The organism is Streptomyces sp. NBC_00454 (genome assembly GCF_041434015.1).
In the GTDB taxonomy this organism is placed as follows: Bacteria; Actinomycetota; Actinomycetes; order Streptomycetales; family Streptomycetaceae; genus Streptomyces.
This window is the reverse complement of the sequence record NZ_CP107907.1, coordinates 3,414,537-3,429,584: the sequence shown is the minus strand read 5'-3', so window position 1 is coordinate 3,429,584 and position 15,048 is coordinate 3,414,537. Positions and strand designations below refer to the sequence as shown.

Genomic DNA, 15,048 nt, shown 5'->3' with positions numbered 1-15,048 from the left:
GCATTCACGGAATGCCGGATGCGGAGGTCCTGAAGGTATCGCGTGCGGATGCGCCCGACTCCACGAGGCCGTTGGCGTCGCACCTCAGGCACACTTCATGGGTCGCAGTCGCCCAAGCTATGAGGTGCCCATGATTACGCTCACCAAGGAAGACGGCCCCGCGGACCTCGGTGGCGTGACCCACCTGTCCATCGGAGTCTCCTGGGACCCCACCGCGGGCAGCAGCGGCGGCCTGATGGGCAAGTTCAAGCGCAAGACCGGAACCGACCTGGACCTGATCGCGATCGCCATGCAGGGATCGGACCCGGTCCGCCTCGCGGGCCTCGACTCCCTGGACCCGATGGGCAACGGTTCGCTGCTCCACAGCGGGGACAACCAGACCGGTCACGGCGAGGGCGACGACGAGACGGTGACCGTCGAGTTCGCCCGGATACCGGGCAACGTCACGTCCATCGTCTTCGTCGCCGCCGCGTACAAGAAGGGCAGTTCGTTCCAGAACGCGCGCAACATCAGCTTCAAGGTGTACGACGCGACGGGCGGCAGCAGCCAGCAGGTCGCCGACATCTGGCCGAGCCTGCTCGGCACCGACAACGGCTGCGCCGTCGCCAAGGCGATCCGGGACGGATCCGGCTGGAAGCTGCAGGTCATCAACCAGACCGGAAAGATCAAGCCGGGCGACGAGCAGGCCCTGATGCGCTTCGCGATCAGCAAGTAACGACAGGAGCCTGACGTCCTGACGGTCCGGCCGGGCTATTCCTGTCCGACGAGGTGCGCGAACACCACGACGTTGGCGTCCCAGTGGCGGTCCTTGGTGAGGTTGCCGCCGCAGGTGATGACGCGCAGTTCCGCCTTGCCGTGGGTGTCCCCGTAGACCTTGTCGGTCGGGAACCGGTCCTTCTTGAAGGTGTCGACCGCGTCCACGGCGAAGACGGCGGTGGAGCCGTCGTCGCGGTGGATCTCGATCTTCTCGTCCTTCTTCAGCTTCTTGAGGTTGTAGAAGACGGCCTCGGGCTCCTGCGGGGTGTCCATGTGCCCGACGACGGCGGCCGCGCCCTTCTCCCCGGGGGTCGGGCCGTCCTTGTACCAGGCCGCGTCCTTCGGCTTCGCGAAGTCCGGTTCCTGCATGACGCCCTGGGCGTCGAGCCCGACGGTGTCGAGCGGGGCGTCGACCTTGATGTCCGGGATCACGATGCGGTCCGGGACGGAGGCCCCCAGCACCGAGGCGGGCTTGGCGGCGGCCGGGTTGTTGACCGTGTGGCCGTCACCGCCGCCGGAGGAGCAGGCGCTCACGAGGGCGACGGTGAGGGCCGCCGTGCCCGCCAGGGCGGCCACGCGCACCGCGCGGCCGCTCCGGCGGGGGGCGAGGTCCCGGGTGGACTGCTCAGCCATGGTCTGCGGCATCCGAGGGGACCCAGCCGAGGGGGGCCTGGCCGGTGTTCACGGAACCCTTGGGGGTCTTGTGCTTGCTCGGGTCGAGCGGGGCCGGCTTCGGCTTCGGGGTGCCCGTGGCGTCGGTGGAGAACTTCACGGTGTCGAACTCCTTGCCGCCCGCGAAGGCGTGGACGCCGTAGTAGCCGGACTTGACGTCCTTGGAGACGACCGCGGTGCCGGTCCAGACGCCCTTGCCGTCGTTCTTCAGGTTGACCTGGCCGCCGAAGGCGTCGGACTTGATGAACGCGCTCTTCTCGTTCGGCGCCGTCTTGACGGTGACCTTGATCTTGTCGCCGGGCTTGCCGTGGTCCGCGGACAGGCTGAGCGTGGACTCGGTCGGCTTCGGGGCGTCGGCCTTGACGGTCAGCTGCGCGGTGGCCTGGATCTTCTTGCCGTCGGGGCCCGTGCCGGTCAGGGAGATCCCGTAGGTGCCGGCGGGGACCTTGGCGACCTTGGCGGTGGCGCCGCGGCCGTCGGTCATCTTGACGTCGTCCAGGGCCTTGGAGGAGATCTGCAGGTTGGTCGAGCCGTCAGGGACCTCCATCGAGAGCTGGATGGAGTCGCCCGTCTTGGCGGTGGAGGTGGAGAGCTTCAGGGCCACCGGGGCCGCCTCGGCGCTGGCGCTGGCCTTCGCGGCGGTCGGGGTGGAGTCGGCGGCGAACGCGGCGGTGGGGACGGCCAGGGCCATCGACGAGGCGAGGGCGATCGTCGAGAGGGTGAGTGCCTTGCGCATGGGGTTCCTCCTGAACGGGCCGGGGTTTTTCCCGGCACACCAGACATGAGGGACATCCTGGGGTGGTTGGTTGCGGCCCTTCCGGGCACCGGGAGGGGCCCCTGCCGAAGGTCCCGGCGGATAAAACCGCAGGCCGCGGGGGCGGTCGGGACACCCCGTTTACGGGCTCTTTGCCCCGATTTTTGGGACCAAGGTCCCGGTGTCCGGGGCGGATTCCGGGCCCGAGGCCTTCAGGACCCTTTCAGGAACGCGGAAGCCCCCGGTGACGGGATGTCACCGGGGGCTTCGGAGCGTGCGGGTCGGCCGTCGGGCGGCCGTCGGTCAGAGGGTTTCGATGACGTAGTCCACGCACGCGGTCAGCGCCTGGACGTCCGCCGGGTCGATCGCCGGGAACATCGCGATACGGAGCTGGTTGCGGCCGAGCTTGCGGTACGGCTCGGTGTCCACGATGCCGTTGGCGCGCAGCACCTTGGCGACCGCGGCCGCGTCGATGTCGTCCGAGAAGTCGATCGTGCCGATGACGGCGGAACGCTTGGCGGCGTCCGCGACGAACGGGTTCGCGTACTTCGACGCCTCCGCCCAGCCGTACAGGTGGGCCGCGCTGGCCGCCGTACGACCGGTCGTGAACTCCAGACCGCCCTGGCTGTTCATCCACTCCAGCTGCTCGTTCAGCAGGAAGAGGGTGGAGAGCGCCGGGGTGTTGTACGTCTGGTTCTTCAGCGAGTTGTCGATCGCCGTCGGCAGCGAGAAGAACTCCGGGATGTGCCGGCCGGAGGCGTGCACGCGGGCCGCGCGCTCCAGAGCCGCCGGGGAGAACGCCGCCAGCCACAGGCCGCCGTCGGAGGCGAAGGACTTCTGCGGGGCGAAGTAGTAGACGTCGGTCTCGGTGATGTCCACCGGCAGACCGCCGGCGCCCGAGGTCGCGTCCACCAGGACGAGTGAACCGGCGTCGGCGCCCGCGACGCGCTTGATCGGCGCGGCGACACCCGTCGAGGTCTCGTTGTGCGTGTACGCGTACACGTCCACGCCCGCCTCCGCCACCGGGTCCGGGTGCGTGCCCGGGTCCGAGGAGATCACGGACGGCGCGTCCAGCCACGGCGCGAGCTTCGCGGCCGAGGCGAACTTGGAGGAGAACTCACCGAAGGTGAGGTGCTGCGACTTCCGCTCGATGAGACCGGCGGTCGCGATGTCCCAGAAGGCGGTGGAGCCGCCGTTGCCCAGGATCACCTCGTAGCCCTCGGGGAGGGAGAAGAGGTCCCGGAGGCCCTGGCGCACCGAGCCGACCAGGTTCTTGACCGGGGCCTGGCGGTGTGAGGTTCCGAGCAGGGAGGTACCGGTGGCGGCGAGGGCGTCCAGCGCCTCGGTCCGCACCTTGGAGGGGCCCGCGCCGAAGCGTCCGTCGGCGGGCTTGATGTCAGCGGGAATCTGGATCTCAGCCACGAGCCGAGCGTATCCGGTCGGAGTCCGCGCCTTGGAGGCGCGTCCACCGGATGAGACGCACGGGAGCGGTGGGAAGGTGTCGGATGTGACGTCACCCGGTGAACACGTGCGAACACTCGAACGGACATTGCGGGCGAACCTGCGCGGAGAGGTCGACTTCTCGGCCGCCGCGCGGGCCCTGACCACCATGGACGCCTCGAACTACCGCCGGGTCCCCGTCGGCGTGGTCTCCCCGCGCGATGCCGACGACGTGGCCGCGGCCCTCGCCGTGTGCGCCGGGGCCGGAGTCCCGGTCGTCCCGCGCGGCGGCGGCACCTCCATCGCGGGCCAGGCCACGGGGGTCGGGGTGGTCCTGGACCTGACCCGCCACATGAACGCCCTCGTATCCCTGGACCCCGCCACCCGCACCGCCGTGGTCCAGCCCGGCCTGGTCCTCGACCGGCTGCGCGACGCGGCGCGCCCGCACGGGCTGACCTTCGGGCCGGACCCGTCCACGCACTCCCGCTGCACCCTCGGCGGCATGATCGGCAACAACGCCTGCGGGGCCCACTCGGTGGCCTGGGGAACCACCGCCGACAACGTGGCCGAGCTGGCCGTGACCGCGTACGGGGGCGCCCGCCACCGCCTGGCCACGGGCTGGACGGGAACCCCGCCGGGCCTGCGGGAACTGGTGGCCGGACATCTCGCGGTCCTGCGGACCGGCATGGCCGGGGGCCCGGCCGACGGCTTCTCCCGGCGGATCTCCGGCTACGGGGACCTCGACGCGCTGCTCCCCGAACGGGGTGTGCAGGCCGCCCGGGCGTTCTGCGGCAGCGAGGGCACGCTCGGGGTGGTGACGGAGGCGCTGGTGCGCCTCGTGGAGGCCCCGCGCGCGCCGGTGCTCGCGGTGCTCGGGTACGCCGACGAGAGCGCGGCGGCGGACGCGGCGGCGGGCCTGGTGTCCGGGGGCGGCCGGTCGAGCGGTCCGCTGACGGTGGAGGGGATGGCGGCCGACCTGGTGGGACCGGCCGGCGCGGGCGGTCTGCCCCGGGGCGGCGCGTGGCTGTTCGTGGAGATGTGGGACGAGGCCGCCGGCCGGGCCCTCCTACGGGGCGCGGACGCGCTCGACTCCCTCCTGGTCACCGACCCGGCGGGGCAGCGGGCGCTGTGGCGGATCCGCGAGGACGCGGCGGGCACGGCGACGCGGATGCCCGACGGTTCGATGGCCTGGCCGGGCTGGGAGGACTGCGCGGTCCCGCCGGCCCGGCTCGGCGCCTACCTGCGCGCATTCCGCGCGCTGCTGGCGGAACACGGGCTGCGCGGATCCCCGTACGGCCACTTCGGGGAGGGCTGCGTGCACGTCCGGATCGACTTCGACCTGATGACGGCGCCGGGCGTGGCCCGCTTCCGCGCCTTCTCCTCGGCCCTGGCCGATCTGGTGGTCGCGCACGGCGGCTCCCTGTCCGGCGAACACGGCGACGGGCAGGCCCGCGCGGAGCTGCTGCCGCGGATGTACGCCCCCTCGGTGATCTCCCTCTTCGAGGCCTACAAGGCCGTCTGGGACCCGGCGGGCGGCATGAACCCGGCGATCCTCGTCCACCCGGCCCGGCTGGACGAGAACCTCCGCTTCGCGGTGCTGGCGGGTCCGGGCCCGGGTCCGGCGAGTGGTCCGGCCAGCGGTCCGGCCAGTGGTCTGGCCGAAGGGGTGGCCGGCTGCGTGGGCGTGGCGAAGTGCCGGTCCCTGGACACCGGCGGGCCGGGGGTGATGTGCCCGTCGTACCGGGCCACGGGGGAGGAACGGCACTCCACGCGCGGCCGGGCCCGGCTGCTGCACGAAATGCTGGCCGGCGAGATCCTGACGGACGGCTGGCGTTCGGCGGAGGTCGCCGAGGCGCTGGACCTCTGCCTGGGCTGCAAGGGCTGCCTCAGCGACTGCCCGGTGGGCGTGGACATGGCCTCGTACAAGGCGGAGTTCCTCCACCACCACTGGTCCGGCCGACTGCGCCCCCTGTCCCACTACCTACTGGGCGGACTCCCGGCCTGGCTGCGCACGATCTCCGCCCTGCGACTGACCGCCCCGGCGAACCTCGCGGCCCGCTTCCTGCGCATCCCGGGCCTGGAGCGGGCCCGCCCCTTGCCGGCGCTGGCGCGAACCCCCTTCACCAGGGGGCTGTCCCCACGTGCGGCGCCGTTGCCGGGGGCCAGCCCCCGGCCCCCTGCGCCTCAAGCGCCGGCGAGGCTGGAAGATGCCGCGCAGAGGCAATATCCAGCCCCTCCGGCGTTTGAGGAGCGGGGTCTGGGGCGGAGCCCCAGGGGGTCCGGGGCAGAGCCCCGGGGAACGGTGGAAGGGCGGGTAGGGGACAGCCGCCCGCAGGGCCCGCCACCGCCTCCGGTCCGGCCCGGATCAGGTCCCGTGCCCGGGACCGTCGTCACGGTGTGGCCGGACACATTCACGGAACACCTGTCCCCCGAGGTCGGCCACGCCGCCATGCAGGTGCTGCGGGCCGCCGGACTGGAGGCCGGGCTGCCGGGCCGCCCCGTCTGCTGCGGCCTGACGTACATCTCCACCGGCCGCCTCACCCGCGCCCGCAAGGTCCTGCGCCGCACCCTGGACGCCGTGGACGCCATGGGCGACCCACAGGGGCCAATCCTCGTCCTGGAACCGAGCTGCGCGGCGGCCCTGCGCACGGACCTTCCCGCCCTCCTCCCGGAGGACCCCCGCGCGCACCGCCTCGCCGCGGCCGTCCGTACCTTCGCCGAGACCCTGGAGGAGTACGCCCCGCACTGGCAGCCGCCCCGGCTCGACCGGCCGGTCGCCGGCCAGACCCACTGCCACCAGCACGCGGTCCTCGGCGACGGGCCGGACCGCCGGCTGCGCGAACGGGCCGGGCTGACGGGCGAGCTGACCGGCGGCTGCTGCGGCCTCGCGGGGAACTTCGGCTTCGAGCCGGGCCACCACGAGGTCTCGGTCGCCTGCGCCGAGGAACAGCTGCTCCCCTCGCTGCGGTCGGCGCCGCCGGGTGCGGAGGTGCTGGCGGACGGGTTCTCCTGCCGGACCCAGATCGCGCAGCTGGCCGGGGGCCGGGCCCGGCACCTGGCGGAGGTCCTGGCGGAGGCACTGGAGGAAGCGGAACCAGAGGTACCGCAGGGTCGGCCGCGTCGGATGTAAGGCAAAACACGCAGGCACGGTCCTTACGGACGGCCTAATCTGGATAAATGCCCGTACCGACGTCCTCCGCCTCGCCTGCCGCCCCGCCCACGGCGCCCACCCCTGCCCCCAGCCCGACCCCCGGGTCGCCGCGCGCCCGTTTCGGGCCGGTGGCCCTGGTGGTCACGGCGGGCGTCTCGGTGCAGTTCGGTGCCGCCCTCGCGGTCATGATCATGCCCAGGGCGGGCGCGGCGGGCGTGGTCACCCTGAGGCTCGCGGCGGCCGCGCTGGTGCTGCTGCTCGTCTGCAGGCCCAAGGTGCGCGGCTACTCCCGCTCCGACTGGACCACCGTGTGGTGGTTCGGCGTGACGATGGCCGGCATGAACGGCCTCTTCTACCAGGCCATCGACCGCATCCCGCTGGGCCCCGCCGTCACCCTGGAGGTGCTGGGCCCGCTGGTGCTGTCCGTCGTGGTCTCCCGGCGGCTCATGAACCTCCTGTGGGCGGGGCTGGCCCTGGCCGGCGTCGTCCTCCTGTCCACCCACGGCGGAGGCGGCTTCGGCGGCCTCGACCCGCTGGGCGCGGCGTACGCGCTCGGGGCGGGCGGCATGTGGGCGGCGTACATCGTCTTCAGCGCCCGCACGGGCCGCCGCTTCCCGCAGGCGGACGGGCTGGCCCTGGCAATGGCGGTGGCGGCCGTACTGTCCCTCCCCCTCGGAGTGATCGAGGCGGGCTCGGCCCTGCTGCGGCCGAGCACGCTGGCGCTGGGGCTGGGCGTGGCGGTGCTGTCCTCCGTACTGCCCTACACGCTGGAACTCCTGGCCCTACGAAGGCTGCCGGCGCCGACCTTCGCGATCCTGATGAGCCTGGAACCGGCGATCGCCGCGACGGCGGGCTTCCTGGTACTGAACCAGGCCCTGTCGGCGCTCGACGCGGCGGCGATCGCCCTGGTCATCGCGGCGAGCATGGGCGCGGTCCGCTCCCAGACCCGCCGCTGACGGCGGGGGCCGTCGGGGGCCCCACCTTCAGCCCGCCGGTCCGGCCCGCCCCTCAGCCTGTGCCGCCCGCCTTTCAGCCCGTCCGGCGTTTGAGGACCGGGTCCGGGCAGCGCCCGGGGTGCACCCCAGCCCGTCCGGCGTTTGAGGACCGGGTCCGGGCAGCGCCCGGCTGGTGGTCCCCCCGGACGGAGTCTGGGGGATGGTGGAAGGGCGGGTCGGGGACTTGCCCCGCGCAGCGGAACACCCGCAGCCCGGCACAGGCACCGGCACCGGGACGCCGGCCGACGGGGTCAGACCCCGACCGGCTCCGACTCCGGAGGACCAGGGGCCGTGGTCGGTACGACATCCGCGTGCTGGACGTTCGCCGTCGCCGGCGGCATGCCGTCCGGAAAGTCCTGGCCCCAGCCGCTGGCCATGGCCACACCCAGCGCGAGCGCACTCAGTGCCGCCACGGCAAAGTACATCCGAGGTGTCGTCATGCGCGGAGCATCCCAGCCGCAGGCCGCCGGAGGGAAGGGTTCAGGCGTAGCGGGCCGCCATCGCGGCCACGGTCGCCGCGATCCGGTCGCGCAGCAACGGCGGGGCGAGGACTTCCGCCTCCGCGCCGAGGCCCAGGAACAGCGCCTCCGCGTGCGCGTGCGACTCGATCGGCAGCACCGCCCGCGTCCACCCGGCCAGTTCGGGATCCGGGGTGCCCGCGGTGGCGAGGGCCTTGGCCTGGGCGCCGGTCAGCAGGGTCGCGCCGCGCGCGGAGACCCGTACCTCCGCCTCCTGCGGGTGCAGCCGCTGGTGGAACTCGTCCTGGGTCCGACGCCAGTGCGCGGCCAGCTCGAAGCCTTCGGGGAGCTCGCACTGCTGCGCCGTCTCCCGTACCGCCAGGATCTGGTCCACCCGGTAGGTGAACGGCCGCTCCGGGTCCACAGCTTCGGCCGAGCCCGCGGCCGGCCCCGCCACCAGGTACCAGCGCCCCGCCTTGAGGACCAGCCCGTACGGTGCCAGTCGCCGGTCCACCTCGTGGGGGGCCTTCCAGCGGCGGTAGCGGATCTCGATGACCCGGCCCCGCCAGACCGCGTCGGCGACCTGCCCCAGGTGCGGGGTCTCCTCCTGTTCCGCGTACCAGCCCGGTGCGTCCAGGTGGAACCGCAGCCGCATCCGGTCGGCCTGCGCGCGCAGCTCCGTAGGCAGGGCGGCCCGGAGTTTGAGCTGGGCGTTCGCCAGGTCCCGGCCGAGGCCCAGTTCGGCGGCGGGGCCCGGCATTCCGGTGAGGAAGAGGGCTTCGGCCTCGCCCGGGGCCAGGCCGGTGAGGCGGGTCCGGTAGCCGTCGAGGAGCTGGTAGCCGCCGCTGTGGCCCGCGTCGCCGTAGAGCGGGACGCCGGCCGCGGCCAGGGCGTCCGCGTCGCGGTAGACCGTGCGTACGGAGACCTCCAGCTCCTCGGCGAGCTCGGCGGCGGTCATCCGGCCCCGGGTCTGGAGCAGGAGAAGGATGGAGATCAAGCGGCTGGACTTCACTGACACAGGATGTCAGTGGAGTGCTCCTACGGTTCCCCCATCAGCAACGAGACGAACGAACGAACGACTCAGGGAGCCCGCACGTGAACGACTTCGACTTCTTCCTCGGCGACTGGGACGTCGCGAACCGCTGGCTCGCCGACTTCCTCGACCCGGACAGCGGATGGGAGGAGTTCCCGGGGACCTCCCGCGCCACCCGCCACTTCGGCGGCGCCGCGAGCGTGGACGAGATCGAGTTCCCGACGAAGGGCTCGGGCGGCATGACCCTGCGCCTCTACGATCCCCAGCTCGAGCAGTGGACTCTGAACTGGGCGTCCCGCCGCACCGGGACGCTGTTCGCACCCGTCGCCGGGCGGTTCGAGGCGGGCACGGGCCGGGGGGTCTTCGAGGGGGAGGACACCTACGGCGGCAAGGCGGTCCTGGTGCGGTTCGTGTGGTCGCGGACGGATACGGGGTCCCCGCGCTGGGAGCAGTTCTTCTCCGCCGACGAGGGGGCGAGCTGGGTCCACAACTGGACGATGGATTTCACCCGCCGGGCAGCCGCCGAGTAGCGGCCGGAGCCCGCCGCGTCAGAACGGGCCGCGTCAGAGCAGGCCGCCGAGCGCCTCGGTCAGTGCCTGCGGCCGCCGGTCGACCGGCAGGTGCTCGACCAGCTGGAACCGGCAGCCCAGCGCCGTGGCCCCCGCGTCCGCGACGGGGTCGTCGCCGACCATGAGTACGTCGGCGGGCGCCGGCCCGAGCGCGTCGCAGGCGGCCTGGAAGAGCCGGGGGTCGGGCTTCTGGACCCCGTGTTCGAAGGAGAGCACGTAGGCGTCGACGAGGTGGTCGAAGCCGTGGGCGCGGAAGACGGGGCGCAGGTCCCAGCCGATGTTGCTGACGACGGCGACCGGGATGCCGCGCTCGCGCAGGGCGGCGAGCGTGCGCGCCGTGTCGGGGTAGGGCCGCCAGGCCACGGGGGTGCGGTGGCGGTCGTACAAGGCGTCGTACAGGGTGTCGATCCGGTCTGCGGCCCGGCCTTCGACCCGGTCTTCGGCCTGGTCCGCGGCCCGGTCCGCCCGGGGCAGCTCCACCTGGCGGGCGAGGGCGGTGTAGACGGCGCGGTGCTGCGCATCGCCGAGGTCGCGCTCCTGCCACAGGGCGGCCAGGTGGGGCGGCATCCGGCGGGGGTTGGCGCCGCCGGGCAGGGCTCCGGCCTCCTCCAAACGGGCGGCGCAGTCGAGGAGTTCCGCCTCGGGCACGGCCATCCCGGCCTCCGTCAGCACCGCGCGGAGCCAGTCCTCGGTGGGTTCGATGCGGAAGAGGGTTCCGGAGAAGTCGAACATCACGCCCTTGATCATGCCGCCGATCCTCGCCCCGGCACCGCTCCCGCGCAAGGGTGCGTGAGGCGGGCGGCCTCAAGTCCCGGAAATGGCCGATGGGTTGGGGTGGCCCCCTGGCGGGTGGAAGCAGTTCCGGAAAATAATGCAAGCACGCTTGATTGTTTTCTCCCAGGCTGGCACGCTTCCCCCACGCCGAGAAGGGGAGCGCACCCGTGCCCGATCCGTCCGCTGTCGCCGTCTTCGCCGATCTCCGCGAGGAGGGTCGTGAACTCGACGCCCTCGTCGCGGAGTTGTCTCCGGCCGGCTGGGCTAAGCCCACGCCCGCACCCGGCTGGAGCATCGCCCACCAGATCGCCCACCTGCACTGGACCGACCGGGCCGCGCTGCTCTCCCTCACCGATGCCGCGGCCTTCGCGGGCATGGTCGAGGAGGCCCTGAAGGCCCCCGACTCCTTCGTCGACGCGGGCGCCGAGGAGGGCGCCGCGCTGGCGCCCGCCGAGTTGCTGGCCCGCTGGCGGGCCAGTCGCGCCGCCCTCGACGAAGCCCTCGCGGCGGCCTCGGCCGAAGCCAAGTTCCCCTGGTACGGGCCGCCGATGAAGGCCGCTTCGATGGCGAGCGCCCGCCTGATGGAGAGCTGGGCGCACGGCCAGGACGTGGCCGACGCGCTCGGCGTGCGCCGCGTCCCGACGGACCGGCTGCGGCACGTGGCACGGATCGGGGTGCGGGCGCGCGACTACGCGTACGCGGTACGGGGGCTGCCGGCGCCCGTGGGGGAGTTCCGGGTCGAGCTGACGCCGCCCGAGCAGTCCTCCGACCCCGAGGCATGGACGTACGGGCCCGCGGACGCGCCCCAGCGCATCACCGGCCCGGCGCTGGACTTCTGCCTGCTGGTGACCCAGCGGGCCCACCGCGCCGACCTGGCCCTGACGGCGACCGGCCCGGACGCCGACCGCTGGCTCGACATCGCCCAGGCCTTCGCGGGCCCGGCGGGCCCGGGCCGAGAGCCGGAGTCCGCCCGATGACGAAGGCACCCGGCAGCCCCGACCAGCAGCCGGGCAGCCGAGGCAGGCAGCCCGACAGGCCGCTGCTGATCGGCAACGCGTCCGGCTTCTACGGGGACCGCTTCGGCGCGCTCCGCGAGATGCTGACCGGCGGCCCGCTCGACGTGGTCACCGGGGACTACCTGGCCGAGCTCACCATGCTGATCCTCGGCCGGGACCGTCTGAAGAACCCGGACCTCGGCTACGCCAAAACCTTCCTGCGCCAGCTGGAGGAGAGCCTGGGCCTCGCGCACGAGCGGGGCGTACGGATCGTGGCGAACGCGGGCGGTCTGAACCCGGCTGGACTGGCCGAGGCCGTACGGGCGCTGGCCGCGAAGCTGTCCCTGCCCGTCTCGGTCGCGCACGTGGACGGCGACGACCTGATGCGGACGGGAGCGGGAGAAGCAGCGGGAGAGGGCGGGTACGGGGGCAGCGGCGCGCTCACCGCGAACGCCTACCTCGGCGGCGCCGGCATCACCGCCTGCCTGCGCGCGGGCGCGGACGTGGTGGTGACCGGCCGGGTCACGGACGCGGCGCTGGTCAGCGGTCCGGCCGCCTGGTGGTTCGACTGGTCGTCGCAGGACCACGACCGGCTGGCGGGGGCGGTGGTGGCAGGCCACGTACTGGAGTGCGGGACGCAGGCGACGGGCGGGAACTACTCCTTCTTCACCCGGCACGACGTGTCCCGGCCCGGGTTCCCGCTGGCGGAGATCGCGCGGGACGGGTCCTCGGTCATCACGAAGCACCCGGGCACGGGCGGGGCCGTGACGGTCGGCACCGTCACGGCGCAACTGCTGTACGAGACCCAGGGCGTGCGCTACCTCGGCCCGGACGTGACGGCCCGTCTGGACACGGTCCGGCTCTCCGAGGCCGGTCCGGACCGGGTAGCCGTCTCGGGCGTACGGGGCGAGGCGCCGCCGGAGCGCCTGAAGGTGGGGGTGACCCGGATCGGCGGCTGGCGCAACGAGGTCGTCTTCGTCCTGACGGGGCTGGACATCGAGGCGAAGTCGGCGCTGGTCCGGGCCCAGTTGGCCCCTCTCCTCGCCCCGGTCTCCTCCGTTGCCTGGACCTTGTCCCGGACGGACCACGAGGACGCGGCGACGGAGGAGACGGCGAGCGCGCTGCTGCGGCTGGTGGTCCGCGACCCGGACCCGGACCGGGTGGGCCGGGCACTCACCTCGGCGGCGATCGAACTCGCCCTCGGGAGCTACCCCGGCTTCCACGTCACGGCCCCTCCGGGCCCGGCCCAGCCCTACGGGGTCTTCGCCTCGGACCAGGTCCCCGCCGCCGGGGTCCCCCACACGGCCACCCTCCCGGACGGCACCCGGGTCCGGATCCCGCCGGCCCCTTCAGCCTCGCCAACCCCTCTGGCCTCTTCAGCCCCGCCGGCGTTTGAGGCGCGGGGGTCCGGGGGCGGAGCCCCCGAAGGGGCCGGGGCTCCCGCCGGACCCACCCGCAGGGCCCCCCTCGGGGCCATCGCCGGGGCCCGCAGCGGCGACAAGGGCGGGGACGCCAACGTCGGGGTGTGGGTGGAGAGCGACCCCGCCTGGGCGTGGCTCCGCGACACCCTCACCGTCGAGGCCTTCAAGGAGCTGCTCCCCGAGACGGCTCCCCTGGAGGTGACCCGGCATCCGCTGCCCCGCCTGCGCGCCCTCAACTTCACCGTCACCGGAATCCTCGGCGACGGCGTCGCCTCCGGCCACCGCTTCGATCCCCAGGCCAAGGCGCTGGGCGAATGGCTCCGCGCCCGCCACCTCGACATCCCCGAATCCCTGCTCCAGGCGGCTCCGCCCCCGGCGACTGTGCCCCCGACGACCGTGCCCGCGACCACCCCGGAGGGACCCCGCCAGTGACCCGCCTCAAGACCGCCGTCGACCCGCTCGCCCCCGAGCACGCGCAGGCCCGTAGCGCCGCCCTGGAGCGGATCGCCGAGCTCGACGCGGCGCACGGGGCGGCCCTCCAGGGGGGCGGGGAGAAGTACACCGCCCGCCACAAGGGCCGGGGCAAGCTCCTGGCGCGGGAGCGGGTCGAGCTGCTGCTCGATCCGGACACCCCCTTCCTGGAGCTGTCCCCGCTGGCCGCCTGGGGCAGTGACTACCCCGTCGGCGCCTCCATGGTCACCGGCATCGGGACGGTCGAGGGCGTCGAATGCCTGATCACCGCCAACGATCCGACGGTGCGCGGCGGGGCGAGCAATCCGTGGACGCTCAAGAAGGCCCTGCGGGCCAACGAGATCGCCCGCCAGAACAGGCTGCCCTGCATCAGCCTCGTCGAGTCCGGCGGCGCCGATCTCCCCTCCCAGAAGGAGATCTTCATTCCGGGCGGCGCGATCTTCCGCGACATCACCCGGCTCTCGGCGGAGGGCATCCCCACTGTCGCCGTGGTCTTCGGCAACTCCACGGCCGGGGGCGCGTACATCCCCGGCATGTCCGACCACACCATCATGATCAAGGACCGTTCCAAGGTGTTCCTCGGCGGTCCGCCGCTGGTCAAGATGGCCACCGGCGAGGAGAGCGACGACGAGTCCCTCGGCGGAGCCGACATGCACGCCCGGACCTCGGGCCTCGCCGACTACTACGCCCTCGACGAGTACGACGCCATCCGCCAGGCCCGCCGGGTCGTCGCCCGCCTCAACCACCGCAAGGCCCACCCCGATCCGGACCGGGCGCAGGAGCCGCTGCACGATCCCGAGGAGCTCCTGGGGATCGTCCCGGCCGACCTGAAGACCCCCTTCGACCCCCGTGAGGTCATCGCCCGCATCGTCGACGCCTCCGACTTCGACGAGTTCAAGCCCCTCTACGGCACCAGCCTGGTCACCGGCTGGGCCACCCTCCACGGCTATCCGGTGGGCATCCTCGCCAATGCCCAGGGGGTGCTGTTCAGCGCGGAGTCGCAGAAGGCCGCCCAGTTCATCCAGCTCGCCAACCAGCGCGACATCCCGCTCCTCTTCCTCCACAACACCACCGGCTACATGGTCGGCAAGGAGTACGAGCAGGGCGGCATCATCAAGCACGGCTCGATGATGATCAACGCGGTCTCCAACTCCCGCGTCCCGCACCTGTCCGTCCTCATCGGCGCCAGCTACGGGGCCGGCCACTACGGCATGTGCGGCCGCGCCTACGAGCCCCGGTTCCTCTTCGCCTGGCCCAGCGCGAAGTCCGCCGTCATGGGGCCCGCGCAGCTCGCCGGGGTGCTGTCCATCGTGTCCCGGCAGTCGGCGGCCGCCAAGGGCCTGCCGTACGACGAGGAGGCCGACGCCGGCATGCGGGCCTTCGTCGAGGCCCAGATCGAATCGGAGTCCCTGCCGATGTTCCTGTCCGGGCGGCTGTACGACGACGGGGTCATCGACCCGCGCGACACCCGCACGATCCTCGGCCTGTGCCTGTCGGCCGTCCACAACGCCCCCGTCGAGGGCGCCCGTGGCGGCTTCGGCGTCTTCCGGATGTGAGCC

Annotated in this window: 13 protein-coding genes; 7 read left to right on the top strand and 6 right to left on the bottom strand. The window is 73.2% G+C overall.

The features are described 5' to 3' along the window. Positions 1-130: 130 nt before the first annotated feature. Entirely contained in the window at positions 131-715 is a 585-nt protein-coding gene (locus tag OHU74_RS15830) for a TerD family protein (protein ID WP_371616516.1), read from the top strand. A 35-nt stretch (positions 716-750) separates the two neighbouring features. Here OHU74_RS15830 and OHU74_RS15825 read toward each other — a convergent pair whose 3' ends face one another. The 3 genes from OHU74_RS15825 to serC form a co-directional block, all read right to left on the bottom strand. After that, positions 751-1,389, bottom strand: coding sequence for a class F sortase (locus OHU74_RS15825; protein ID WP_371616515.1), 639 nt, complete (start codon positions 1,387-1,389; stop codon positions 751-753). Further along, a complete protein-coding gene (locus OHU74_RS15820) occupies positions 1,382-2,164 on the bottom strand; it encodes a hypothetical protein (RefSeq protein WP_371616514.1) in 783 nt (260 codons plus the stop codon). The genes OHU74_RS15825 and OHU74_RS15820 overlap by 8 nt, the downstream gene beginning before the upstream one ends. Positions 2,165-2,485: 321 nt before the next feature. Beyond that, complete coding sequence (serC, locus tag OHU74_RS15815; RefSeq protein ID WP_371616513.1) at positions 2,486-3,604, bottom strand: phosphoserine transaminase; 1,119 nt, start codon at positions 3,602-3,604, stop codon at positions 2,486-2,488. A gap of 106 nt (positions 3,605-3,710) precedes the next feature. On the opposite strand from serC, the gene OHU74_RS15810 reads away from it, so the two are divergent. Both OHU74_RS15810 and OHU74_RS15805 read left to right on the top strand, forming a co-directional pair. Next, the gene (locus OHU74_RS15810; protein ID WP_371616512.1) at positions 3,711-6,752 is read left to right on the top strand and encodes an FAD-binding and (Fe-S)-binding domain-containing protein; all 3,042 of its coding nucleotides are present in this window, start codon (positions 3,711-3,713) and stop codon (positions 6,750-6,752) included. Between the two features lie 47 nt (positions 6,753-6,799). Next, on the top strand, positions 6,800-7,729 hold the full coding sequence (locus tag OHU74_RS15805; protein ID WP_371616510.1) for a DMT family transporter: 930 nt from the start codon (positions 6,800-6,802) through the stop codon (positions 7,727-7,729). Positions 7,730-8,019: 290 nt separating this feature from the next. On the opposite strand, the gene OHU74_RS15800 is transcribed toward OHU74_RS15805, so the two are convergent. After that, on the bottom strand, positions 8,020-8,208 hold the full coding sequence (locus tag OHU74_RS15800; protein ID WP_371616509.1) for a hypothetical protein: 189 nt from the start codon (positions 8,206-8,208) through the stop codon (positions 8,020-8,022). Positions 8,209-8,248: 40 nt separating this feature from the next. Next, positions 8,249-9,238, bottom strand: coding sequence for a helix-turn-helix transcriptional regulator (locus OHU74_RS15795; RefSeq protein WP_371616508.1), 990 nt, complete (start codon positions 9,236-9,238; stop codon positions 8,249-8,251). Between the two features lie 83 nt (positions 9,239-9,321). On the opposite strand from OHU74_RS15795, the gene OHU74_RS15790 reads away from it, so the two are divergent. Beyond that, a complete protein-coding gene (locus OHU74_RS15790; RefSeq protein ID WP_371616507.1) occupies positions 9,322-9,789 on the top strand; it encodes a hypothetical protein in 468 nt (155 codons plus the stop codon). A gap of 33 nt (positions 9,790-9,822) precedes the next feature. On the opposite strand, the gene OHU74_RS15785 is transcribed toward OHU74_RS15790, so the two are convergent. Further along, a complete protein-coding gene (locus OHU74_RS15785) occupies positions 9,823-10,575 on the bottom strand; it encodes an HAD family hydrolase (RefSeq protein WP_371616506.1) in 753 nt (250 codons plus the stop codon). A 194-nt stretch (positions 10,576-10,769) separates the two neighbouring features. Between OHU74_RS15785 and OHU74_RS15780 the strand changes: the two genes are divergently transcribed. Genes OHU74_RS15780 through OHU74_RS15770 form a run of 3 tightly spaced genes read left to right on the top strand, consistent with a single transcriptional unit; the run spans position 10,770 to position 15,045 of the window. Next, positions 10,770-11,579, top strand: a complete 810-nt coding sequence (locus OHU74_RS15780) for a TIGR03084 family metal-binding protein (protein ID WP_371616505.1) — start codon at positions 10,770-10,772, stop codon at positions 11,577-11,579. Continuing rightward, positions 11,576-13,450: an acyclic terpene utilization AtuA family protein gene (locus tag OHU74_RS15775; protein ID WP_371616504.1), complete on the top strand. Its 1,875-nt coding sequence runs from the start codon at positions 11,576-11,578 to the stop codon at positions 13,448-13,450. Before OHU74_RS15780 ends, OHU74_RS15775 begins: the two co-directional genes overlap by 4 nt. Next, entirely contained in the window at positions 13,447-15,045 is a 1,599-nt protein-coding gene (locus OHU74_RS15770; RefSeq protein ID WP_371616503.1) for an acyl-CoA carboxylase subunit beta, read from the top strand. Before OHU74_RS15775 ends, OHU74_RS15770 begins: the two co-directional genes overlap by 4 nt. Positions 15,046-15,048: the final 3 nt, after the last annotated feature.